General features: G+C 50.2%; 20 protein-coding genes. 2 read left to right on the top strand and 18 right to left on the bottom strand.

The features are described 5' to 3' along the window. Positions 1-15: 15 nt before the first annotated feature. Entirely contained in the window at positions 16-624 is a 609-nt protein-coding gene (locus KXJ70_RS00945; protein ID WP_219041591.1) for a MiaE family protein, read from the bottom strand. A 90-nt stretch (positions 625-714) separates the two neighbouring features. Beyond that, positions 715-1218 (bottom strand): DUF1289 domain-containing protein, encoded by a 504-nt coding sequence (locus tag KXJ70_RS00950; RefSeq protein ID WP_255558150.1) that lies wholly within the window; start codon positions 1216-1218, stop codon positions 715-717. Between the two features lie 537 nt (positions 1219-1755). Here KXJ70_RS00950 and acnB point away from each other — a divergent pair. Next, the gene (gene acnB, locus KXJ70_RS00955) at positions 1756-4383 is read left to right on the top strand and encodes a bifunctional aconitate hydratase 2/2-methylisocitrate dehydratase (protein WP_219041592.1); all 2628 of its coding nucleotides are present in this window, start codon (positions 1756-1758) and stop codon (positions 4381-4383) included. Positions 4384-4613: 230 nt separating this feature from the next. Here the strand turns inward: acnB and KXJ70_RS00960 are convergent, their stop codons facing one another. The 3 genes from KXJ70_RS00960 to KXJ70_RS00970 form a co-directional block, all read right to left on the bottom strand. After that, positions 4614-4970 carry a YibL family ribosome-associated protein gene (locus KXJ70_RS00960; protein ID WP_219041593.1) on the bottom strand — a complete coding sequence of 119 codons (357 nt, stop codon included), beginning with the start codon at positions 4968-4970 and terminating at the stop codon, positions 4614-4616. 211 nt (positions 4971-5181) lie between these two features. Further along, positions 5182-8244: an efflux RND transporter permease subunit gene (locus tag KXJ70_RS00965; RefSeq protein ID WP_255558151.1), complete on the bottom strand. Its 3063-nt coding sequence runs from the start codon at positions 8242-8244 to the stop codon at positions 5182-5184. Between the two features lie 18 nt (positions 8245-8262). Then, positions 8263-9330, bottom strand: a complete 1068-nt coding sequence (locus tag KXJ70_RS00970; RefSeq protein ID WP_219041595.1) for an efflux RND transporter periplasmic adaptor subunit — start codon at positions 9328-9330, stop codon at positions 8263-8265. A gap of 139 nt (positions 9331-9469) precedes the next feature. On the opposite strand from KXJ70_RS00970, the gene KXJ70_RS19480 reads away from it, so the two are divergent. Then, the gene (locus KXJ70_RS19480; RefSeq protein ID WP_219041596.1) at positions 9470-10081 is read left to right on the top strand and encodes a TetR/AcrR family transcriptional regulator; all 612 of its coding nucleotides are present in this window, start codon (positions 9470-9472) and stop codon (positions 10079-10081) included. Positions 10082-10160: 79 nt separating this feature from the next. On the opposite strand, the gene KXJ70_RS00980 is transcribed toward KXJ70_RS19480, so the two are convergent. The 13 genes from KXJ70_RS00980 to KXJ70_RS01040 form a co-directional block, all read right to left on the bottom strand. Beyond that, a complete protein-coding gene (locus tag KXJ70_RS00980) occupies positions 10161-10688 on the bottom strand; it encodes a mechanosensitive ion channel domain-containing protein (protein WP_369409736.1) in 528 nt (175 codons plus the stop codon). A 1-nt stretch (position 10689) separates the two neighbouring features. Next, entirely contained in the window at positions 10690-12681 is a 1992-nt protein-coding gene (locus tag KXJ70_RS00985) for a transglutaminase TgpA family protein (protein WP_219041597.1), read from the bottom strand. A 33-nt stretch (positions 12682-12714) separates the two neighbouring features. Further along, on the bottom strand, positions 12715-13656 hold the full coding sequence (locus KXJ70_RS00990; protein WP_219041598.1) for a DUF58 domain-containing protein: 942 nt from the start codon (positions 13654-13656) through the stop codon (positions 12715-12717). A 14-nt stretch (positions 13657-13670) separates the two neighbouring features. After that, positions 13671-14585, bottom strand: a complete 915-nt coding sequence (locus KXJ70_RS00995; RefSeq protein ID WP_219041599.1) for an AAA family ATPase — start codon at positions 14583-14585, stop codon at positions 13671-13673. A gap of 3 nt (positions 14586-14588) precedes the next feature. Continuing rightward, positions 14589-15800: an O-succinylhomoserine sulfhydrylase gene (locus KXJ70_RS01000; protein WP_219041600.1), complete on the bottom strand. Its 1212-nt coding sequence runs from the start codon at positions 15798-15800 to the stop codon at positions 14589-14591. Between the two features lie 46 nt (positions 15801-15846). Continuing rightward, positions 15847-17367: an amidophosphoribosyltransferase gene (gene purF / locus KXJ70_RS01005; protein ID WP_219041601.1), complete on the bottom strand. Its 1521-nt coding sequence runs from the start codon at positions 17365-17367 to the stop codon at positions 15847-15849. Between the two features lie 36 nt (positions 17368-17403). Continuing rightward, the gene (locus KXJ70_RS01010; protein ID WP_219041602.1) at positions 17404-17928 is read right to left on the bottom strand and encodes a CvpA family protein; all 525 of its coding nucleotides are present in this window, start codon (positions 17926-17928) and stop codon (positions 17404-17406) included. Between the two features lie 86 nt (positions 17929-18014). Beyond that, positions 18015-18650 (bottom strand): SPOR domain-containing protein, encoded by a 636-nt coding sequence (locus tag KXJ70_RS01015; protein WP_219041603.1) that lies wholly within the window; start codon positions 18648-18650, stop codon positions 18015-18017. A gap of 17 nt (positions 18651-18667) precedes the next feature. After that, entirely contained in the window at positions 18668-19948 is a 1281-nt protein-coding gene (gene folC, locus KXJ70_RS01020) for a bifunctional tetrahydrofolate synthase/dihydrofolate synthase (RefSeq protein ID WP_219041604.1), read from the bottom strand. A 9-nt stretch (positions 19949-19957) separates the two neighbouring features. Next, on the bottom strand, positions 19958-20830 hold the full coding sequence (gene accD / locus KXJ70_RS01025; protein WP_219041605.1) for an acetyl-CoA carboxylase, carboxyltransferase subunit beta: 873 nt from the start codon (positions 20828-20830) through the stop codon (positions 19958-19960). A gap of 113 nt (positions 20831-20943) precedes the next feature. Next, the gene (trpA, locus tag KXJ70_RS01030; RefSeq protein ID WP_219041606.1) at positions 20944-21753 is read right to left on the bottom strand and encodes a tryptophan synthase subunit alpha; all 810 of its coding nucleotides are present in this window, start codon (positions 21751-21753) and stop codon (positions 20944-20946) included. 12 nt (positions 21754-21765) lie between these two features. Beyond that, positions 21766-22989, bottom strand: coding sequence for a tryptophan synthase subunit beta (trpB, locus tag KXJ70_RS01035; RefSeq protein ID WP_219041607.1), 1224 nt, complete (start codon positions 22987-22989; stop codon positions 21766-21768). After that, entirely contained in the window at positions 22990-23625 is a 636-nt protein-coding gene (locus tag KXJ70_RS01040; protein WP_219041608.1) for a phosphoribosylanthranilate isomerase, read from the bottom strand. Positions 23626-23639: the final 14 nt, after the last annotated feature.

Here is a 23639-nt window from a genome sequence, read left to right on the forward strand (position 1 = left end):
TAGCAGCGAGCAAACTTAAGCCGCCAAGGGCCCACTGTGGAAACGAAATATCTCGTCAGCGGTTTCAATCAACTCTTGTTCTTTTTGTTTAAACACCGCAATTCGCGGCGTAATATCTTCGGTAGCGTAGCGCTCAGCCAAGTTCAAATAATCTTTGAAATGGCGACTTTCAGATTTTAATAAGGAGTTATAAAAGGCGCTTAACTCGGTATCTAACAGTGGCGCAATGCGGGCAAATCGCTCGCAAGAGCGCGCCTCAATCAAGGCGCCAATAATTAAAATATCGATGAGTTTATGCGGTTCGCTAGTGCGTGCCTCAGCGCGTAAACCGTTGGCATAGCGTGCCGACGATAAATGCCGGTATTCAATCCCACGCTTCTTCATAATGGCCATGACCTGTTCAAAATGACGCAGCTCTTCACGCGCGAGCTTAGACATGCGATTCATTAGGTCAGGCTTGTCGACATAGCGAAAAATCAAATTTAATGCAGTGCCCGCTGCTTTTTTTTCACAATTGGCGTGATCAATCAGCATTTCTTCGGGATGAGCCAAGGCAGCGTCAACCCATCCCTGTGGGGTTTCACAGGGCAAAAACGCTAAAATTTCGCTAATATCAACTGACATTGAAGTGTATCCGGCTTAATAAAACCGCCGCAGTATACCAAAATCCGACGCGGGATCAGAACCGGGTAGTGCTCGCGTCACCAAAAAGAACTACTTCTCGGCGTGAAGATACATGCCTATATAGCGCTGATAATGCGCTTCCGAAAGAAGATAAAACTCTTTGTCTATCATGTCTCGCAGCTGTAAGAGGGGCACATCCCGATACTGCGAATCAAGTACAAAGCCAAACTGCGCAGGGTCGCTAATCTGGCCAGCGCCGGCCCGAAGTAACTGGAACAGCCAAATATACGGGCTCTTATGAGCTGGATAGCGAACCCGCTGAACCTGGCACTGCCACAGCAAAATACGGGTATCGCGAATACTTAATTTATTCGACATCACCTGTATTAAGAACCCATCTAGGCGTTCATCAATAATCTGCTTCTGCTGATCGGTATAACTATTCCAGTCGATTACCTCGTGACTATATCGTTTGCAGCCGCGACACACATCATCGCCCAGCGCGGTAGAACAGACGCCGGTACAGGGTGTAATGACACGGGGAATAGCGGTCGACAAATCTAGCTCCAATTCTGACAGCAGGCTTAGGCGCAAAGATTAAGCTACCCTCAAAGCACAGGCAAGCGCGCTTATTCACTTAAGGCAACTGTGATTAATTCGGTGACGCCTCAGGCTTAGCCAAAAATGGCTCGGCAAGGCGCCGTACCCACAGCACTCGCTACGCTCATGGGGCAGGCTCTCATGCAGGAAGGCTGGCTGCCTTTCAAATGGCGGCAACACAGCGGAGTCCTTTTTGGCTAAGCCCCGAAGGGCGGGCCTCTGGCGCACACTGGACTGCGTTGCGACGCCGAAACGTCGGACCGTCATCAAGGACAAGCAGCCTTGATCTCGGCAACTGCTCCTGCGTTGCTCTACCTCCTGCATCCCTGCAGTCGTTCGCGTCGCGCCTTACCAGTGCGCGCCAGAGGCTCCGCTAAGACATTACCGAATTAATCACAGTTGCCTTAACCTATGTAGGGTTTTTCAGTATACTTGCAGCCCCCTATTTCGCATCGATGATGGGCATCGATAGCCCCGGCCCCGGCGATCCCGGTGGATACGGGTACCGAAACTGAAAAGAGGAGTTACACTGTGCTCGAAGCATATCGGAAACACGTCGACGAACGCGCCGCGCAAGGCATTGTTCCCCAGCCACTCAACGCTGAACAAGTCGCGGGCCTAATCGAGTTGCTCAAAAATCCGCCTGCTGGCGAAGAAGCAACCCTTGTTGACCTGATCTCCAACCGTGTACCACCAGGCGTTGACGAAGCCGCCTATGTTAAAGCAGGTTTCCTCGCCGCTCTGGTAAAAGACGAAGCAAGCAGCCCGCTAATCAGCAAAGAAGTTGCCGTTAAGCTCTTAGGCAATATGCACGGCGGCTATAACATTATCACCTTGGTAGAACTCCTCGACCACGCTGATTTAGCTAAACTCGCCGCCGAAGAACTCAAGCACACCCTGCTGATGTTTGATGCCTTCCACGATGTAGAAGAAAAATCGAAAGCCGGAAATGCACTGGCGAAAGAAGTTATACAAAGCTGGGCCAATGCTGAGTGGTTCACGAATCGCCCCGAAGTACCAGAAAGCATAGTAAATACCGTTTTTAAAGTCACTGGCGAAACCAATACCGATGACTTATCACCAGCACCAGACGCATGGTCACGCCCAGACATCCCGCTGCACGCATTGGCGATGTTCAAAATGGAACGCGACGGCATCAAGCCAGACGTCCAAGGCAGTGTTGGCCCACTAACGCTGATCAAAGAACTAGAGAAAAAAGGCCACCCTATCTCCTTCGTTGGCGATGTTGTCGGTACGGGTTCTTCGCGTAAATCAGCAACCAACTCGGTACTGTGGTTCTTCGGCGACGACATGCCCGGCGTACCTAACAAGCGCTCTGGTGGTGTTTGTATTGGCAGCAAAGTGGCACCGATCTTCTACAACACCATGGAAGACGCTGGTGCATTGGTTTTCGAAGCTCCGGTTGACGACCTAAGCATGGGCGACGTCATTGAAATCCGCCCATACGACGGCGTGATCAAAAATGTTGAAACAGGTGCGACACTGAGCACCTTCGAACTGAAGTCGCCTGTACTGTTAGACGAAGTTCGCGCTGGCGGCCGTATCAACCTGATTATCGGTCGCGGCCTAACGGCTAAAGCTCGCGAATCACTAGGCCTTCCTAACTCTACCCTGTTCCGTCTGCCAGAGCAGCCCGTCGACACAGGTAAAGGCTATACCTTAGCGCAAAAAATGGTTGGTCGCGCTTGCGGTCTGCCTGAAGGCGAAGGTATTCGTCCAGGCACGTACTGCGAACCGAAAATGACCACCGTGGGTTCACAGGACACCACTGGCCCAATGACCCGTGACGAGTTGAAAGATCTGGCCTGCCTTGGCTTTTCTGCCGATCTGACCATGCAGTCTTTCTGCCACACCGCGGCCTACCCCAAGCCAATCGATATCGACACCCAGCATAATCTGCCTGACTTCATCATGACCCGTGGCGGTGTATCGCTGCGCCCAGGCGACGGCATCATCCACAGCTGGCTGAACCGTATGCTGCTGCCTGACACGGTCGGTACCGGTGGCGACTCACACACTCGCTTCCCCATGGGTATCTCTTTCCCGGCGGGTTCTGGTCTGGTTGCCTTCGCTGCAGCTACCGGCGTTATGCCACTGGATATGCCTGAATCTGTATTGGTTCGCTTTAAAGGCAAAATGCAGCCCGGTATTACCCTGCGCGATCTGGTTCACGCCATTCCTTACCAAGCCATTAAAGAAGGTCATCTGACCGTTGAGAAAAAGGGCAAGAAGAACATCTTCTCTGGCCGTATTCTCGAAATCGAAGGTTTGGCCGGTCTGACCGTTGAGCAGGCATTTGAATTGTCTGACGCCTCTGCAGAGCGCTCTGCAGCCGGCTGTACTATCAAACAAGGCATTCCAGAAATTTCTGAATACCTACGCTCGAACATCACCCTGCTTCGCTGGATGGTAAGCGAAGGCTACGGCGACAAGCGTACCTTGGAGCGTCGCGCTGCCAATATGGAAGCGTGGCTGGCCAACCCGAGCCTGCTTGAAGGCGATGCCGACGCCGAGTACGCCGCGGTTATTGAAATCGATCTAGACCAGCTAAAAGAGCCCGTTGTGTGCTGCCCTAACGACCCAGATGATGCGAAATTATTGTCTGAAGTTGCCGGCGACAAAGTCGACGAAGTTTTCATCGGTAGCTGCATGACCAACATCGGTCATTTCCGCGCCGCCGGTAAACTGCTAGACGCTAACAAAGGCAGCTTGTCCACCCGTTTGTGGTTATCACCACCAACTAAAATGGACCAGCACACTCTAATGGAAGAAGGTTATTACAATATCTTCGGCGCATCTGGTGCTCGTATGGAAATGCCTGGTTGCTCATTGTGCATGGGTAACCAGGCACGTGTGGCCGACGGCTCAACCGTACTTTCTACGTCTACGCGTAACTTCCCCAACCGTCTCGGTAACGGCGCCAATGTCTACCTAACCTCTGCTGAATTGGCATCAGTTGGCGCAATCTTGGGCCGCCTGCCAACACCGGCTGAGTATATGGAATACTGCAAAGATCTGGATGCGATGTCTGGCGAAATTTATCGCTACATGAACTTCGATCAAATTGCGTCTTTCCAGAAAGGTGCGGAAGAAGGCAAGCGTATTGCATCGGTAGAAATTACTGAAGTAACTATGTGAGTGCGATGCAAGTCTTTGACTTAACTCGTTAAAAGGAAGCCGCCTTCGGGCGGCTTTTTAACGTCTGCGATTTATATAAACTCAAACAACTAAAAAAATGATGTCTTTCTAAAGGATTGAACGATAAACACGCCAGCTAAACTTCATGTGTTTTTTTAAAAATCCTTCTAAACAAGCATAAAACACAGCCCTAAAAAATACTCAAAACGTCATTATTATCTTGGCAATTGTTAGAATGACTTAGGTGCGTAACCGGTAACTTCCGTTATGCCCATCTCCTTACCTAATGCCGTCAAAGGATGAACAACGATAAGGCCGCGTATAGACTTTTTAAACTTGCCCATATCGGCCTGCTCGACTTTAGTAAGCACTCGATTAAAAGCCAGCGCCTTCAAAGCTTCAACCTGAGCAGAATTATTACGACTCTGCATACCTTTAATACTGGCGATCTTCTTGTTCACTGTTGCCAGCTCACGCTTAAACTGAAGAACCAGAGGCTGATTATCCTTGGCCTTCGCGTCATCTAATTTCCGTCGAAGAAGGTCTAATTTATTGTTTAACTGCTGGATATCTTTGTTTAAATTCATTGTCCGCTCTCATTAAATTTTTACATGACACAGTGAACGCACTTTCGACATGTATCACTAATGGCGGCAGTATAACAATATCCAGGAAACAAACCGCGATAAAGCACCGAGGTTATCGTAACGTTCGCCCATGTCGCTAAGGAGCCTAGCCGAAAAAGTTCGATATCGGTGCTAGAAATGCAAACCAGTACTTACACGCTTGAGAAGCAAACTAACTGGCATCGGCACCCGATCTTTGCGGCAAGTACTTCAGCACGTAAGGCTTTCGCAGCACCAAAAACGCGGCGGGCACAAAGAACAACGACAAAATGGTGGTTAACACCGTACCGCCTGCGAGTACCACGGCAAACGGTGGCCAAAAACCGCCGCCTGACAAAATCAAAGGAATCAGTCCCGCAACGGTGGTAATTGTTGTCGAACTAATGTGCTTCGTGCACACCGACACAATATCTACAATCTCAGCCTTATCGCCAGCCATAGCCAAAGGCGACGCTTTGAGCTCGGTCAAGATCACAATGGCAGCGTTCACTGCCAGCCCCATCAAACCCATCAAACCGATAATTGCTGTAAAGCCAAAAGGATACTGGCCAATCCACAAACTTAGCATCCCCATTCCCGCCGACTGAAACGCGACCGCGAACACCAAGGCCGATAATCGGAAGGAGTCAAACGCCATCACCACGGTAACTATGAGCAGAACAAAAATGATACCAACGCTGCCCATGAGGTTACCAACTGCCTCATTACGGCTTTCCGATTCACCACCAATTTCGAGTGTGTAGCCCGTTGGTACTTCAAAATTTTCCACCGCTAATCGCGCTTTTATGCGATCCAGAACCTCTGAGGGGAGTACATCATCTCGAATAAATATCCCCACCATATTTACCCGCCGGCCATCGCGTCGAGATATTTTAGCCTGCGCGGGCCGCAACTCCACATTGGCCAGCGCTGATAACGGCCTTGGACCCGTTGGCAGTGCCAGTGGAAAGGTCATCAATCTATCGATACTGGTGGCTTTCACACCAGCACCGGATACACGTACCGGTAACTGCTGAGTACCGTCCAACATACTACTGCTCACCACGCCGTCAATACTCGCTGCGAGTAATGATGACACATCTTTCAGCCCAACTTGGCTACGCTGAGCTTCACTCTCGTCAATATCCAACCACACTTTCGGCACTACTTGGCCAAGTGTGTCCTGCACGTGAACAACACCTTCGGTCTCCTGTGCGATTAGGCGTAGCTCATCACCCAGGGACTTTAAACGCGGTAAACTGCTGCCATACAAACGGAGCTCGACCGGGGCATTGGCCGGCGGGCCTTGAGAAAGACGCTGCACGATAATTTGATAGTCGGGAAAGGCCTCATCCAGCTCCCCCTGCAATACGGCGATTAGGCGGTTGGCCTGTGCAAAGTCCACCATCGTCATCATGCTCTGCGCATAGCTAGATTCGCCGTCTTTGGTATTGGTTAAATTGTAATAAAACGACAATGCACTGCGGCCGATAAACCAATGCAAGGAAGTCACTTCCGGGTGGCGATTTATCACTTCAGCCACTTGCTCTGTCGCCCGCCGCGTATGCTCAATACTACTGCCAGCTGGCAGGTAAATTTCGAGGTTTATCATGTCGCGGTCCGACGGCGGAAAAAACTGTTCTGGCAGAGTTTGAATGGTAATAAAGCCCAGCACAGGTAATATGCAAGCCACGATCATCATCCGTCGAGGCCGGAGTAACACCCACGACAATAAGCGACGGAACCAAGTATTTAAGCGCGGAGCAGCTATTCCGCTGGCCTGATTATTTGATAGCCATTTTCCTGCCACGGGCGCGATAATGAAGAGGGAAATTACCCAGGAACCAAGCAGTGAAAATATAACCGCGCGAGCTAATGGCCCGATAAATTCACCTGCCGGTCCCGGCATCAGGACCACCGGCATAAAGGTTAATATCGTTGTTAACGTTGACCCAAGTAAAGGAACCCATAGATGACGGAGCGCTTTTGTGGCTGCTGCTGCAGCGGAATAACCATCGCGGCGATAACGCATTACGGTATCAGCTACGACAATCGCATTGTCGACCATGATCCCCAAAGCCACTATCAGACCTGTCACCGACATCTGATGGATAGGGAGGTCAGTCATCCTCATACAAGCCAGAGAAAACAGCATCGTCAATGGTAGAGACAGGGCGACAATCACAGCTGATCGCCAACCTAGGGTGACAAGCAGGATAGCGAAAATGAACACAAAACCGAGCAAGATATTATTTATTAAATCGCCCAAACGCACATAGTTATAGCGCTCTTGAACAAAAAGCTCTTTTAGTTTGACCTCATCCGGCAATGTTGTCGCAAAATTATCGACCTCTGCTTGCAGCGCGGCGGTCCAGCGATCACCCCGCATATCAGGCAGCATCCGAGACCCAATTGCGATGGCACGCTCGCCACTCACTATTGCCATATTCCTCGGGACGTCTGGCTGCCCATGGTAAACCTGGGCAATATCCTGCAGCTGGAGGGATCCGCCACCAGGAAAGGTCAATATTGGGGTGCGCTTAATGCGCTCAACGGCATCAAACCCGCCAATTAACTCAATAGAGATACGCTGCTGGTCATTGGTCAGCTCGCCGGCCGCCGTTTTCGCGTCACTGTCACGCAGTATTGCTGCGATTCTGGGTACATCCAAGCCAACCGCCGCCGCCTTAACAACATCTACCTTGACTTGTACTTCTTCTGCCGGGGCACCAACAATCTCCACAATGTCTGTACCGGTCAAGTTTCTCAACCTGCTCGCCAACTCATCGGAGTAGCGGCCCAAGCGTAATAAATCTGCCGGCCCGCTTCCCTCCCACATTAACGCGCCAATCCACGTAAACGCCGAGTGGCGGTCGGTGTCTAAATACGGCTCGCCCGCGCCATCAGGGAGTCGACGTGCAGTCTGTTGAATTTTGTCTCTTAACTCCGCCCAGAGTTGATCTCCATCCTCCTGCATTACAGCATCTTCTAGCTGCACAACAATCACAGACACACCGCCACTAGAATGGGCGGTGATATGACGCACCTCAGGCACCGTACGAATAGCATTTTCAAGTGGTTCAGCAATCAGACTTTCCACGCGCTCTGCGCTGGCGCCGGGAAAGGGTGTCACTAGTATTGCGTGACGATTTACAAGATGGGGATCCTCAAGTCGCGGCAAACTGGCCACAGCAGCAAGGCCAGCCACCAGAATCAAGGCGATCAGAAGCGCAACCATGCGAGGATTAGTCAGCATTTTAGAGATCATATCGAATTACTCAGCCGCTAAACTGACATGCAGCCCCGGCGAAAGGCCGTGTAGACCTGCCGTAACCACCCTATCGCCGGTCTGTAACTCACCATCGACGTAGACCCGACCTTGGTATTGAAAGACCGGCTGCACCGAACGCTTTCTTAATTGATACAAACCGTCATCTGCGGGAGCGAGAAAATAGACGGCCCAGGTTCCCCGGACGTCTTCTAACAGAGCCGACAATGGCAGCCAAAATCCAGCAACCTGCCTCTTTTCAGGGAAATGCAAATAGGTAGTATTGCCATCAACCGCTGACGTCTCGGGCGGTAATTGAACCCGCACGGTACGTGTCTGAGTTCGCCAGTCTAAATTTTGAGCTACGGAAATGACTGATACCGGCCACCGGCCAAAGTCACCAGAAATCACTAACTGTTGACCATAGGTAAGGTTTCGACCTAAACGATCTGAGATACCAAACACCGCCTCGGTACTACCAGTAACAACTACCTGCATCAAGGGCTGTCCGGCGCTGACCAACACACCCTCGTCTAAATTCTGAGTAGATACCTCGCCGCTAAAGGGTGCCGTCATGCGAGACTTTTTCATTCGCAAGGCCACACCTCTTAGACGCGCATCAACCTGTGACAACTGAGCCTCGGTCGCACTGCGCCTAGAAGTTAACTCATCAAGCTGGCCTGCCGATACGTAGCCACTCTCACGCAAATTACGAAACCGAGTAACGTCTTTATCTAATTGTTCTAATCTCGCGCTAACTTCTCGTTGCGCGGCAAGCAATTCTGACTTTTCTATTTCTAGAGATCGAGTATCAAGGCGCGCAAGGACATCCCCTGCCTTTACTTGTTGGCCGTCTTCCACCAAGACCTCGGCAACTTTCCCGTCGAGCTCAAAGCCAATATCAGCCCGCTGACTGCCCACTACTCTGCCTGCAAATAAGCGCTGTGCCTCGTACGCCGGTAGCCGCTCTATTACTTCGCTACTAACACGATGAACGGTGATTTCAGCGAGTGCGCCGGGTGGCGTGAGCCAAGCTGTCGCGAAAAAACACGCCAACATAATAAAACGCTGCATAAACAAAACTCGATATAGTGTGAACCGCTCGAATATAAATAAACCATACTGGACTGTCTAGTCTATTTTAGATAAATTAGTATTACAGTTCAGCAACATCCGTCGTCGCGCAACATATTGAAAGAAGGCAAACAACACCGTGCAAGAAAAACGCGTTAGACTAAAAAGCGAAGAAAAGCGTAATCAGATTATTGACGCTGCAGGAGCGCTATTCATCGTGAATGGCTTTGAAAAAGTAAGCATGGAGGAAATCGCCAAATCAGCGGGCGTATCAAAGCAAACGGTGTACAGCCATTTTGGAAATAAACAGCAATTGTTTACCGCCGCCATTGACTGTAAATGTGAAGAATACGACCTTGCGCCCAACAAAATACCAAGCGCAATGCACTGCGAAGAATACTTGCGTTTTTTTTGCACTCACCTCGCCGCCCTACTCATAAGTGACGATGCAATCGGTATGTTTAGGGTTTGTGTCGCCGAGGCCGGACGTTCAGAAGTGAGCGACTTATATTGGCAGGCAGGACCTCAAAAAATAAGAAGCCAGCTCAGCGCCTATTTAGCGGAGCAAAACAAATTATCAACTTTAAAAATCGACGATATTGACACGGCGGCAAGCCAACTTATCGCCATGGTGGTATGTGAGTCTCAATTTCGCAGTCTACTTGGCTTAGAAAGGCTAAATTCAGATTCCGACCTACATCACTACGCGGAAAAGTGCGCAGATATGTTTTACAAATCCTACCGAGCATAGCAAGCACAAGTGAGGTTATCAGAGTGGCCACCACAGCATTACTCGGGACTCATAGCGAGTATCAATAAGCCGTTAATGATTAACACTTATCTTCGCTGAAAGCTTCAACCTCAGTACTTTTAGAACCGTTTAGCTGAATCACAGCCTTTTGTAGAATAATACTATTTGGATAGGTTACTGTGCTGCCGTCATCTCGGCGAATCAGCACATGAAACAGCGCTATTTCCACAATTTTGCCGCTAATATCATCATCCTTGTCGACAACTTTGATTCGATCGCCGATACGATAAGGGAAGGCAAAAAAGATAATCACACCTGCCGTAATATTGCTGAGAATCGACCATTGCGCTACGAGAGCAATACCCAACACAGCCAAAAAAGACGACATAAATATAAAAACTTGTTGATAGCCCAAGCCAAAAAGAAAACAAGTGAAAATAAAGCCCATCAGTAAAAAACCGATGTTCACCGCTTTTCTCACATAGCCCAAACGCAGTGCAGATATTCGATTTTTATTTGCAAACTGCAGCAGTATACCGGTCACAATTCGATTTAAATAAATCATCAGCGCAACAACGACGATAACAAGTACTACTTTGGTAATCACTTCACTCACCCTCTAATGCTTTAATAGCTGACTTGTCCAACCATTTTCGCGGACGTCGATATGTTTTCAACTTTCGCAAACTCCGCTGATAATTTTCACCACCAGCTAAAGAATAACTACACTCACTAAATAAACGTGTTTGCACCGCCAGCCATTCATACCAAACGGGATGTTCAAGCATCACTCTGCGCAAAAAATCCTCGGGGGTTTCGCCAGCCAATCTTGGAACACCACGTCTCGCCAAGGCCCTGCAGCTCGCCAAGTAATATCGCGCAGCCAAATCCTCACTCTGCCTCGTAGGTAGGCGCAAACTGAAAAAGGCGACAATCGCTAACGGTAAACCACCCACTAGCATAACCGCAATCAACATACGCTGGGGACTAATTTCCCCAAGCACTCCCCGCAAAAAATTGTTTTGGATATTGCTGTCAAAATTCAACACCCATCGGGCCCAAGCATAATTCATATTATCGACAAAATAACGCAGGCGAGTGGCCCACTCAAACCGTCTTAGCGACAACGGTGAGTCTTGTAAATAGCCGCTCTGTCTACTCAATAGTGCTTCGGCACCGAGGCGTATTCGAGAAGGGGCAACTGTCGCCGTAGGGTCAACTCTCACCCACCCTTCGTCCTCGTACCAAACCTCAGCCCATGCATGAGCGTCAGATTGATGCACCAGTAAATAGCCATCGCGCTTATTGAACTCACCGCCGTGATAACCAACTACAATCCGTGCAGGCACACCCGCAGCTCGCATTAAATAGACAAAGCTGCCAGCAAAATGCTCGCAATAGCCCTGCTGAGTATTGAACAAAAACTCATCAACGTTATTTTGCCCCAACAACGGCGGAGTCAGAGTATACACAAAGGGAGTTGCTTTATAGAACGCAATCGCGGCACTCACTCTACCCCTTGGGTCGGAAAATTCTTCTTGCCATTGCGCAGCTAAAGCACGCGCTTGAGAATTGTCTGAACGGCTGCCCAGCTGTAAATTTTGACGCTGACCGCCCGAGTCATCCATAAGCGGCTGATCAAAATTACTCTTAGCAGAATATTCTACGCGACCGTTAATAGGCTTTTTACTTAGCCACTGATGCTGAGCTGAATAGTACACGTCGTCGCGATCAATCTTGCCTAATGGTAAGACGTAAAACCACTGGTGCAAGGCAGATTCCAGGGTCACTGTGTAAGATACAAAAGATTCTGAGAGAGCAGCTTGCGACATTTTATTTCGGGCTGACCATGTATTTCGGCTCCAGCGTCGACCATCAAACTCATCAAGAACCAATCCACGCCAATACAGCGATGCTAAATCCGGCAGCTCTCCGTCAAAACGAACTCGAAAAGCCAACTCGCCAGACTGACTTAATTTTGCGATGTCACCAAATTCTAAGGAGTCTGACATACCGACTTTGCCCTGCCCTCCGGGCAATGGCATTGTCCAGAGCGGCCCGATGCGCGGAAAAATCACAAATAGGAGTAACATCAACGGCAGAGATTGCAGCGCCATCAGCCCTACCGATCGCAACATCGTAGTGACTGCTGTTTTATCTCGATTCATAGTTTGCTGAGCAACGAGTAAGGCCGCGACCTGTAGCAAACTGAGTAAGACATCAATTATTTGCTGGGAAAATAGCAAATTGCAGGCAACTACAAAATAACTGAGCATAAGCACTAGCCAGTGATCTCGCTCGGTTTTGAGTTCCAGCAACTTTAAAATGACAGCGAGGACAAGTATTGCCACCATCGCCTCAATGGCAAAAAGCGACGCAAACGAAAAATAAACACCGGCGATGGCTGCGAGAGCCAACAAGCCTTTCACTGCCCCTATGGGGAACGACCACCCCGCCGAAATTATCCGCCAATACCACCACGCTGACGCCACCCACACGGCAATAATCCACAGCGGCAGTACCGCGACTAAAGGAAGTATCGCCAATAATTGTGCGAGCAATAACCAGACAACAGCATGACGATTTTCAGCTGCGTTCATGGTCTTTGCCTCGTTCCAGTTAAGGTATTCACGCTAGTACAAAGCCAATGCACGTAAAACACGGGTCAACTGGTCGCCGCCACTTGCTGCCGAGATCTTTACTCCAGGCATTTGCAGGCCGAACGATAGCCCTCGGGTATTACAATCCAGAGCCCACGCACACAAGGTACTCAATCGCTCCTCTACCCCAAGGCCGTCAAGCTCATTCCAATCCAGTATTAATTCATCAGATTGCGATTGTTCAAACTGCTTGGTCTGCAAAACCTGGCCTTTGGCATAAGCCTTCCAAAAAATTCGGCGGGGTGGCTGACCGGGCTGATAAAGCTGGAAGCCAGTAAATTCATCTCCGTCTCGGCTAATATCGGGAATACTGCCCTCACCTTCTGTAGCGCTATTCACTAAAGGCCGCAACAGCCGCGCCTGGGGATAAACAAGACAATGCCAGTCAAGTTTAGGCGCACTCCAGCAGCGCAATATACCTAAAGGATAACGGGTGGTAATAGTCATACGACTCGGCCGCATGGCACCGCGTTTAAGCGCTGGGTACTTTAAAATTACACTGCTCCCCCCTTTTTTGGCATCGAGGCTACACGTCACCGCTGCCTGCTCGGTAAACCCCAAATGTAATCGATGCCTATCCCGCCCGCCCGCCTCCAGATGTAAGTGAAACGAAGCTAATTGACCGGCAAACACCGGCTCCGCTGCTCCGGCGCGCAGGGTTATCCCAGATAGATTCGCAAAGGTGTGAAGAATCGCGACCAGAAGAAGACTGAAGAGCCAGAAGGTCAGCGCAAAAATCAGATTATTTTGGTAGTTGATAGCCAGTATAAGGAGGCAGAGAAGCATAAGCAGGTAGGCAGCGCCGCCGCGGGAGGGAATAATAAAAATTCGGCGTTGATTGAGCTCTACGTGACTACAAGGTGGGCTGCGCTTTTCTAACCAAGCGTCAAAGCGGCGACGAACAAACGCTGTCATTTTGCCCGCCATAATTACACCACTACCGGCACCTGTGACAACAAACGCCGTATTAAATCAGGGCCATCATTTTGATTGTCCGCCGCTGGTTTTAAACGGTGAGCGGCGACCGGTTCCAATAAAAATTGAATATCATCCGGCAAAACGTATTCGCGCCCCTCTAACATTGCCCACGCTTTTGCCGCTTGTATCAATGCCAGTGCGGCGCGAGTAGAAAGCCCGAAAGCATAATGGGAATCTTGCCGAGTGAACGCGATTAGCCTCTGTACATAGGATATAACACTATCGCGAATCTCAACTTTATCGACCATCGCCTGTAGGGTAATAATTTTTTCTGCGCTGAGTAAGGCCCGCAATTGGCCAATAATGGCACGGGGGTCACCACCTGCAAGTAACTGTCGCTCTGACAATTCATCCGGGTAACCCAGCGAGATGCGCATTAAAAAACGATCTAGCTGAGATTCCGGCAATGGAAATGTACCCGATTGAAACCACGGATTTTGCGTTGCCATAACGAAAAATGGGGCAGGTAAAATTCGCGTCTCGCCTTCAATGGTAACCTGCTTCTCAGCCATTGCTTCTAGCAGAGCACTTTGGGTTTTCGGGCTTGCGCGGTTTATCTCATCGACTAATAGAAATTGGGTAAAAACCGGGCCTGCATGAAAGTGAAAGGCGTTGCTGTTTCGATCAAAAATAGACACCCCAAGAATATCAGAGGGCAATAGATCACTGGTAAATTGCATACGCTGATAATCTAGCCCCGTCACTTTAGCGAAAGCTTGCGACAAGGTTGTCTTACCTACACCAGGCACATCTTCTATCAGTAAGTGCCCTCTCGCCAGCAGACAGCAAAGTGCCTGGCGCACCTGCCTATCTTTGCCCAGCACAACTTTAGATATCTCTTGGATAACCTGCGCAAAGATATCCATGTATTACAGCGCGCCCAAACCGCGCTGCATATCTTTTCGCAAATCGTCAATATCTTCCAAACCGACGGACACTCGAATCAAATTATCAGCAATGCCAGCCTGCTGACGCTGCTCGGGACTAAGGCGCCCGTGAGTGGTTGTTGCCGGATGAACAATAGTGGTCTTCGCATCCCCCAAATTAGCCGTTATAGAAACTAAACGGGTCGCATCTATAAATCGCCAAGCGGCATCTTTGTCACTGCCAACTTCAAAGGACAGCACACCGCCAAACGCCTTTTGCTGCGATGCCGCAAGCGCATGTTGAGGATGATCGGGCAGTCCGGAGTAATACACTTTTTTGACACCAGCTTGCTCTTGCAACCACGTCGCCAATGCAAGTGCACTAGCGCTGTGTGCCGTCATTCGCAAGCGCAAGGTCTCTAGACCTTTTAAGAAAACCCATGCATTGAATGGGCTCATACTAGGACCGGCTGTACGAATAAAACCAAGCACTTCATTCATCTGTTCTCGGCGACCGACGACCGCACCACCCACAGCGCGCCCCTGCCCATCGAGATACTTGGTCGCAGAATGCACAACGATATCAGCACCCAGTGCCAAGGGTTGTTGCAGTGCCGGAGTACAAAAACAATTATCAACGACTAGCCACGCGTTGTGTTGATGAGCTACGTCCGCCAAGGCGCGGATATCAGCAATCTCAGACAGCGGGTTGGAAGGCGTTTCCAACAGTAATATTTTAGTGTTCGGGCGTATCGCATCGCGCCATTGCTGCACATCAATCGGCGACACAAAGCTCGCGTCAATACCTAACTTAGCAAGATACTTTGTCAGTAAAACGGTGGTCGTACCAAATACGCTGCGCGAACACACTATATGATCGCCTGACTGAAGCAAGGCCATGCAGGTACTTAGTATTGCGGCCATACCCGAGGCAGTGGCGACGCCCATTTCCGCGCCTTCCAAAGCGGCTATGCGCTCTTCAAACGTCCGCACGGTAGGATTGGTATAACGCGAGTAGACGTTGCCGGCTTGTTCGCCAGAGAATCGTGCGGCCGCCTCAGCTGCTGATGCGAACACATAGCTTGAGGTCATAAAAATAGGCTCAGCGTGTTCGCCCTCGGCGGTGCGTACCTGACCTGCGCGCACCGCGCGCGTGTCAAGCTCAGCCTCTGCCAATACCGCTTGGCGCTGCGCCAGATAGTCTTGCTCGGTCATTATTGTTGCTCTCTCCGCCACTCAGCTCGCAATATTACGTCGTCTCTTATGATACGTCGTTGTGCAGGCCAATCAAGGCGCCTTCACCGATAACCGCATTTCGCTCACTTTGAGAGTCGTCATTGCGATCTGCTGCAAGCTTATCCAAATAGGCCTGATCAACATCACCGGTGACGTAATTGCCGTCAAATACCGAACACTCGAAATGCGTAATTTTGGGATTACCTTCCGAGGAACAACTCACCAAATCATCAAGGTCCTGATAGAGCAGCCAGTCGGCGCCAATTTCCGTCTGCACCTCTTCTGGCGTGCGGCCGTGTGCAATGAGCTCCTCAGCTGAGGGCATATCAATACCGTAAACATTGGGGTAACGCACCGGCGGCGCGGCGGAAGCAAAATACACTTTGCGTGCGCCCGCATCGCGTGCCATTTCTATAATTTGCTGGCAAGTCGTGCCGCGGACGATAGAATCATCTACCAACATGACGTTCTTGTCTTTAAACTCCAAACCAATGGCGTTCAATTTTTGTTTGACTGATTTTTTGCGTGCACTTTGGCCTGGCATGATAAACGTGCGACCAATGTAGCGATTTTTCACCAGACCTTCGCGGAATTTAACACCTAACTTTGCCGCCATAGACTGAGCAGCGATACGACTGGAATCTGGAATCGGCACGATAACATCGATGTCATGATCCGGATATTCGCGCAAAATCTTCTCTGCTAAACGCTCGCCCTGACGTAAGCGAGACTTATAAACGGAGATGCCATCCATGATCGAGTCTGGTCTTGCGAAGTAGACGTGTTCAAAAATACAGGGGCGGTAATCGCTAATTTCTGCGCAACGGCGAACATGAATTTCCCCATTGGTTTCGATATAGACCGCCTCGCCGGGTGCAACATCGCCAATTAATTTATAACCTAGACCATCGAGAGCCACACTCTCAGACGCCAGCATATACTCTTTACCTAGCGCAGATTCGCGCACTCCATAAACCAAGGGGCGAATACCATTGGGGTCCCTAAAGCCAATAATGCCGTAGTTTGCGATCATCGCGACAACCGCATAACCACCTTTACACCGATAATGCACACCACTAACCGCAGCAAACACATCGTCAGCAGTCGGCACTAACTTACCCAATTTTTGCAGCTCATGAGCGAACACGTTCAGCAATACTTCAGAGTCAGACTCGGTATTCAAGTGGCGCAAATCAGATTGGAATAATTCTTTTGACAGCTCAGCGGCATTGGTTAAATTGCCGTTGTGGGCAAGGCTGATTCCATATGGCGAGTTAACGTAAAAAGGCTGCGCCAAGGCGGGACTTGAACTACCCGCAGTTGGATAACGCACATGGCCAATACCGATATTGCCCAATAGACGCTGCATATGCCGCGTGTGAAAAACATCTTTAACTAAACCATTGCCTTTGCGTTGATTTAATTTCCCATGCTCAAAAGTCACGATGCCAGCAGCATCTTGACCACGGTGCTGCAGCACCGTTAATGCATCGTACAAATCCTGGTTTACATTAGTCTTAGCGACTATACCCGCGATGCCACACATGCAGTACTACCTCATTAGGACGAAGATCAAACGCGATTAATTACTCTGACTGGCCAGTAATGACGAGCCCCAGTTAACCACATCATTGAAGCTCTGCTCTGACCAGTCCTTCATCAACAGAAACTCGGGGACCAGCTGAGACTCCTTCCACCACTGATCATTTTCAACACCCGTCAACAGCGACGGTAATAAAACCAAGACTGCCAACACCACAATTAAACCTCGGGCGGTACCAAAGATCATGCCGAGCAAGCGATCGGTACCACTTAAACCCGTGCGTTTCACCATGACAGCAATTATATGAGTGATTAAACTGCCCACCACTAAGGTGGTAATAAAGACGAGAATATAGGCGAGTATTTCGCGCATATATATTTTGTCGATTAAGGGCTCGAGCAAAGCAACTGCTTGAGGATGAAAGGCAACAGCGACAAAAAATGCGATAGCCCAGGTCAACAAAGACAGCGCTTCTTTTACAAAACCACGTATCAAACTGATAAGTGCCGAGGCTGTCACAATGCCAAGAATGGCCCAGTCAGCCCAGTTAAACGTGCTTAGCACTGTAAGCGGCTCCCGCAAGAATTCGAGACGCGAATTCTAACAAGCCCAGCGCCGCATCCCAAGTAAGATTTTGCTTTAAGTACCAACTAAGGCTCAAAACGGTTAACAATTGACTTAACATTAAAGCGCTTATTGATAGCAGCTTGCTGCGATACAGCTTTCTCGTTGCTAATTACCGGCCCCACTAACACACGATAGAGCGGCTTTGAATTTCGCTGAATTTTATCAATAAATGCCTTGTAGCCTGCGCCCTGCAGGGATTTCAGTAACGCTTCTGCATTCGACTCGCTGCCAAAAACCCCAACCTGCACGACCCATGCCGGTGGCAAGCCATTAGCGTCTAACTTTTCCTTGCCAAGCGGCGTAGGCGCTGACTTTTTCACCGCAACAGGTTTCGGCTTAGCAACCACAGCTGGTGATGCCGTATCGCTAGCACTAGGTTCAGGAACATTCGCCGCTTCCGCCCGCACTGCAGCCCCCTTTTCGGAGTCTTCATCGGCAATAGGCATATTTGGCTGTTCCGGCACCAGCTGAGTATCTGCCGGCATAACGCCGTCGGGTTTCTGCGGCGGCGTATCGATTACCGGGTCAACCAAGGGTGCGTCTGGAATCTGCGTATCTCTGTCTAATTTGTACGCTGCAGGGCCTGTAAATAACAGTGACCAAAGTATCACCCCGCCACATAGCAAAACGAGTGCACCGACCAAGCGTTGTCTCATCATGTCGTATCCCCTACTACTTATTCTGCGCTGAGCCGGTCAGCGAATTCTGCCATGGCAGCGGCCACAGTGAAAAATGAACCAAAAACCACTAAGCGATCACCTGCCGACAGACTCGACAAAGCGCTATCCAAGTTTTCGCCAAACGAATCGCCAACTGACACCTGAGCAACCCCCTGCGCTTGCAGCGCCACTTTTACTTCTTCAGCTGTTGCCGCTCGATCATTCCCTAGCAGCGGCACCAAAGTCCAGTGTGCAAAACAGGGTTTGACTATGGCTATAATCTGGTCAATCGCCTTGTCTGCCATCACGGCAAACAAACACGTCGTCCGACCGCCAATAGGATTGGCAACCAAGTGATCGTAAAGTATTTGCACCGATGCGGGATTGTGCGCCACATCCAACACAACATCGATACCGCGATAATTGATATGCTCGCAGCGGCCGGAAATGTTAACCGTGCTCAACCCCTGCCGTATGGCTTCTTCAGATAGGGGTAAGTCAATATATTGCAAGGCCTGCAACACGGTCGCAGCGTTGTCTATGAGCAAGGTCGAACGAGGTAAGTCCTTATATTCACAGCGCTCACCATTTTTTGCTAGGCCTTGCCACGACCAGGTGGAGCCAGTCTGCTCTGTAATGCTAAAATCGTCGTCGCGACAAACGAGCGTTGCCCCCAGCTGCAAGCCATAATCTAAAAGGGCCCGCGGAGGCTGAGGATCACCAATAATTGCCGGCCGGCCAGATCTAAAGATCCCCGCCTTTTCACGGCCAATCATTTCTCGATCAGAGCCCAACCAAGCTTCGTGATCGATGGCAATAGAGCTGACTATGGCAACATCAGCGTCAACTATATTCACGGCATCTAAACGACCGCCCAAACCAACCTCAAGCACCGCAACGTCCACAGCCTGCTGCTCAAAAATGAGCAGCGCAGCCAAGGTGCCGAACTCAAAGTACGTCAGCGAGATCTCGCCTCGGGCTTCATCTATCGCAGCAAACGCACTGCACAGGGTCTCGTCGTCGACATTGTTACCTGCGACAACAATGCGCTCTTGATAATGAATGATATGGGGGGAAGTATAAGCGCCGACTCGATAGCCCTGCTGACCAAGTATCGACGACAGCAGAGCCACACAGGAACCTTTGCCATTAGTACCGGCAACGGTAATTACCGGCATATTAAGCGTGATATTAAGTTGCTGTGCGACTCGCGCGATGCGCTCAAGACCGAGATCGATATCGCGGGGATGCTGAGTTTCCATCCACCGCAACCAATCGCCGACCTGTGTGTACCTCATATAGTGTAATTAGCGCTGATAGTGCATCAAGCCGCCCAGCACCCGACCGAGGGTGTCACGCATATCCGCGCGACGAACAATCATATCGATAGCGCCATGTGCCAGCAAAAACTCGCTGCGCTGGAATCCCGGCGGCAATTTTTGACGGATCGTTTGCTCGATAATATTAGGACCAGCAAAGCCCGCACGCGCACCAGGCTCCGCAACATTTATGTCGCCCAGCAAGGCCAGACTCGCGGAAACCCCACCGTAAATTGGGTCGGTCATAACCGATATATAGGGAACACTATTTTGCTTCAACCGCTCCAGTACCGCGCTGGTTTTAGCCATCTGCATAAGAGAGATAAGCGCTTCCTGCATACGAGCACCACCCGACGCAGAAAAACAAATCAGCGGGCAGCGTTCCTTAAGCGCAACATTTGCCGCTTGCGTGAATTTCTCGCCCACCGCAGACCCCATCGAGCCGCCGTGAAAATTAAACTCAAAGGCAACAACCACTACCGGTAAATCTTTTACCTTACCTTTAAAAGCAATTAGGGCGTCTTTCTCGCCTGTCGCTTTTTGCGCCGCGGTTAAACGATCGCGATACTTCTTTTTGTCTTTGAATTTGAGTCGGTCTACGGGTTCGATATGGCTAAGAATTTCTTCGCGGCCCGTCTCGTCTAAAAACAACGCAATTCGACGTCGCGCGCCAATACGCATGTGATGATCACATTTAGGGCAAACGTCTTGGTTACTTTCTAGTTCGGGACGATAAAGTACCGCTTCACACTTAACGCATTTCTTCCAAAGCCCTTCGGGTACAACACCTTTTGCACCTCGACGCTCATCCGAATCAACACGTCGCACTCCCGAGGGAAGAATCTTATCAACCCAACTCATAATCCATTCCTGTAGTCATTTTTAATCTGTTTATAAAATGCACGCAGGCATTAGCTGTGCATTACTTTACCCTATAAACCCTGCCAACATACAATAGGCTAAGGCGATAATTCTCAGGCATCGATTGCTGAGCGAATCTCGGCGATCAATGCAGCAGCCAATGCTGCTCGCTGCTCTACTGTCTTGTCGGCATCCGTCGCAACCAACCGCTCGATTAGCGCGCTTCCGACAACCACACCTTCACATAACGGCGCTAAGGCGGCCGCAGACACGCCGTCTTTAATACCAAAGCCCACTGTTATTGGCAGGTCTGTGAAGCGTTTAATACTCGCTAACTTTTCAGAGACGGCCTTGATATCCAAATTCCCGGCGCCGGTTACCCCGTTCAAGGACACGCAGTACAAATAGCCGCTTGCCAAGGACACGATTTTCTTAATTCTGTCTTCACTGCTTGTCGGTGCAAGCAGAAAAATATTATCGATGCCGGCGGCGCGCAGAATCCGGGTCGGCTGCTCTGCTTCTTCTGGCGGCATATCAACGGTCAACAAGCCATCTACACCGGCTGACGCAGCTCGGTCAGCAAATACTTGATAACCCATGCGCTCAATCGGGTTGGCATACCCCATCAACACCAATGGCGTGTCTTGGTCGGACTTGCGAAACTCGGTAACCAGCTCAAGCACCATCGTCAAGGTAACCTTATTCGCTAAAGCGCGCTCATGCGCAAGCTGAATTACCGGACCTTCGGCCATGGGATCTGAAAAAGGCACGCCGATTTCTAAAATATCAGCACCTTGTCGCACTAATTCGTGCATTAGCGGCACAGTCAGTGCGGGCGAAGGATCGCCCGCAACGATATACGGTACCAATGCCTTGCGGCCGTTTTTTTCTAATTTTGCAAATACTGCAGCTAAACGACTCAAAGTACTTCCCCGTTATTCAATGCCAATACCGTCAATAGTCGCGACGGTATGAATATCTTTGTCACCACGACCAGACAAGTTGACAACGATGCTTTGCTCTGGACTCATGGTTTTGGCCAGCTTCTCTGCATAGGCCACCGCATGGGCTGACTCTAAGGCAGGCATGATGCCCTCCACAAGCGTTAGCTTACGAAACGCTGCCAGCGCCTCATCGTCGTTAATGGCGACGTAGTTCACGCGCCCCAAGTCCTTGAGCCATGAATGTTCTGGACCGACGCCGGGATAATCCAAGCCGGCGGAGACCGAGTGCGTCTCGATAATCTGACCGCCTTCATCCTGCATTAAATAAGTGCGGTTGCCATGCAATATGCCAGGAATGCCGTCATTTAACGGGGCGGCATGACGGCCTGTGTCAACGCCGTCGCCACCCGCCTCGACACCGTACATCGCGACGTCTTCATCGTCTAAGAAAGGATGGAAAAGACCAATAGCATTTGAGCCGCCACCAACACAGGCAACCAGCGCGTCGGGCAGACGTCCATTTTGAGTCAAACATTGTTCCCGCGCTTCGCGGCCTATCACTGATTGAAAATCTCTCACCAACATCGGATAGGGATGCGGGCCAGCGGCGGTGCCAATGATATAAAACGTATCTTCAACATTTGTAACCCAGTAGCGCATCGCCTCATTCATAGCGTCTTTCAAGGTTTTAGAGCCCGATTTAACTGAGATCACCTCAGCGCCGAGCAACTTCATACGATATACATTCAAAGCTTGGCGATGAATATCATCCTCACCCATAAATACTTTGCAGCTCATCCCTAAACGAGCCGCAACCGTCGCAGATGCGACACCGTGCTGCCCCGCACCGGTCTCCGCAATCACGTGCTTTTTACCCATGTATTTCGCGAGCAGCGCCTGCCCGACGGTGTTGTTAACCTTGTGCGCGCCAGTGTGATTCAAGTCTTCGCGCTTGAGGTAAATCTGAGCGCCACCCACTTCCGTGGACCAGCGCTTGGCGTGATACAGCGGTGAAGGACGACCCACGTAATGCGCCAAGTCATGATCAAACTCGGCTTGAAAGTCCGGGTCTTTGCGAAGCCGCTGATAGGCTGCCTCCAATTCATCCAGGGCGAACACCAAGGTTTCCGAAACAAAGCGACCACCGTAGATACCAAAATGCCCGGAGGCATCTGGAAACTGGCTAAAATCAGCTTTAGCTACTTTACTACTCACTCAATCCTCCCGTCGATCAGCACGGCTGACCGCCTTAATAAATTCTGTCATTTTTTGCGTACATTTTTTGCCGGGCGCCTTCTCCACCCCGCCACTCACATCCATGGCAAAAGGATGGCAGGCCGCTATCGCTGCACCGGCATTGCTCGGGGTTAGTCCACCCGCTAGCACAATCGGGAGCGCCAATTCACGGGGTACTCTATCCCAATCAAAAGATTCACCAGTCCCACCGGGAATACCTGGCTTATAGCTGTCCAACAATAGCGCGCTTGCTGAAGAATAAGCCTGCGCAGCCGCAGCCACATCCAGACCATCTCGCATACGTAGCGCTTTCATATAAGGCACGGAAAACAAGTTGCAAAAATCAGGGGTCTCATCGCCGTGAAATTGAATGAGATCAAGCGAACAGCTCGTTAGTACATTCTGAATTTCCGCCTCACTAGCATCCACAAACAAGCCTACTTTGCTTACAAATGGCGGTAACAACGACATGATACTAGCTGCTAGTTCAACACTGACCGCACGCGGACTGCGCGGGTAAAATACAAACCCCAAAGCATCAGCACCGGCATCAATTGCTGCAAGCGCATCTTCAGCTTGAGTGATACCACAAATTTTTACGCGAGTACGAAACACTTGGATGTACAGCC

The organism is Zhongshania aquimaris, from assembly GCF_019312595.1.
GTDB lineage: Bacteria > Pseudomonadota > Gammaproteobacteria > Pseudomonadales > Spongiibacteraceae > Spongiibacter > Spongiibacter aquimaris.

Coding starts and splice junctions, on each gene's coding strand:
- KXJ70_RS00945 (WP_219041591.1), bottom strand. CDS start 624: ATGTCAGTTGATATTAGCGAAATTTTAGCGTTTTTGCCCTGTGAAACC.
- KXJ70_RS00960 (WP_219041593.1), bottom strand. CDS start 4,970: ATGAATTTAAACAAAGATATCCAGCAGTTAAACAATAAATTAGACCTT.
- KXJ70_RS00965 (WP_255558151.1), bottom strand. CDS start 8,244: ATGCTGACTAATCCTCGCATGGTTGCGCTTCTGATCGCCTTGATTCTG.
- KXJ70_RS00970 (WP_219041595.1), bottom strand. CDS start 9,330: ATGCAGCGTTTTATTATGTTGGCGTGTTTTTTCGCGACAGCTTGGCTC.
- KXJ70_RS00985 (WP_219041597.1), bottom strand. CDS start 12,681: ATGAACGCAGCTGAAAATCGTCATGCTGTTGTCTGGTTATTGCTCGCA.
- KXJ70_RS00990 (WP_219041598.1), bottom strand. CDS start 13,656: ATGACAGCGTTTGTTCGTCGCCGCTTTGACGCTTGGTTAGAAAAGCGC.
- KXJ70_RS00995 (WP_219041599.1), bottom strand. CDS start 14,585: ATGGATATCTTTGCGCAGGTTATCCAAGAGATATCTAAAGTTGTGCTG.
- KXJ70_RS01000 (WP_219041600.1), bottom strand. CDS start 15,800: ATGACCGAGCAAGACTATCTGGCGCAGCGCCAAGCGGTATTGGCAGAG.
- purF (WP_219041601.1), bottom strand. CDS start 17,367: ATGTGTGGCATCGCGGGTATAGTCGCTAAGACTAATGTAAACCAGGAT.
- KXJ70_RS01015 (WP_219041603.1), bottom strand. CDS start 18,650: ATGATGAGACAACGCTTGGTCGGTGCACTCGTTTTGCTATGTGGCGGG.
- folC (WP_219041604.1), bottom strand. CDS start 19,948: ATGAGGTACACACAGGTCGGCGATTGGTTGCGGTGGATGGAAACTCAG.
- accD (WP_219041605.1), bottom strand. CDS start 20,830: ATGAGTTGGGTTGATAAGATTCTTCCCTCGGGAGTGCGACGTGTTGAT.